Source organism: Candidatus Nitrosarchaeum limnium BG20 (assembly GCF_000241145.1).
GTDB lineage: Archaea > Thermoproteota > Nitrososphaeria > Nitrososphaerales > Nitrosopumilaceae > Nitrosarchaeum > Nitrosarchaeum limnae.
In genome coordinates, this window is record NZ_AHJG01000142.1 from 1 (window position 1) to 533 (window position 533).

Here is a 533-nt window from a genome sequence, read left to right on the forward strand (position 1 = left end):
CCATTGTTTTGTACAGATGGGTGATTTTTCTGGATATACAATACAACAATGTGCAAGAAAAGAGATCAAAAAAGCATATGTTGTAGGATTTATTGGTAAATTAGCAAAAATGGCTGCAGGGGTAAAACAAACTCATGTTAAAGGTTCCAAGGTAGATATGAATTTCTTGGCAGAAATAGCTAAGAAGTGTAATGCAGATAAAATGATAATTGATAGTATTAGGAAGGCAAATACTGCAAGACACGTATCTGAAATAATTACAGAAAATAATATTGTTGGATTTTTTGATGAAATATGCAATGAAACATACAAACACATGAGACAACACTCTGAGGAAAAAGTTCCACTTGATGTAATACTGTTTGATTTTGAAGGGAATATTTTAGCCAGAAAGTTCCAGTAGTAAGGTATTTTATTTAATTTAAGAGAATTTTAGTGTGGAAAAAATTTCAATTCTTGCAATAACTAAAAATGGGATTAATATAGGATTAAGACTAAAAGAATATTTTCCAGATTGGGAGATTTTTGCACCT

The 533-nt window shown here is 30.2% G+C and carries 1 protein-coding gene; it reads left to right on the plus strand.

What is annotated here, in order from left to right:
- A partial coding sequence (locus tag BG20_RS04630) for a cobalt-precorrin-5B (C(1))-methyltransferase (protein WP_010191519.1) occupies window positions 1–403 on the plus strand: 403 nt, incomplete at its 5' end.
- Between the last annotated feature and the right edge of the window lie 130 nt (window positions 404–533).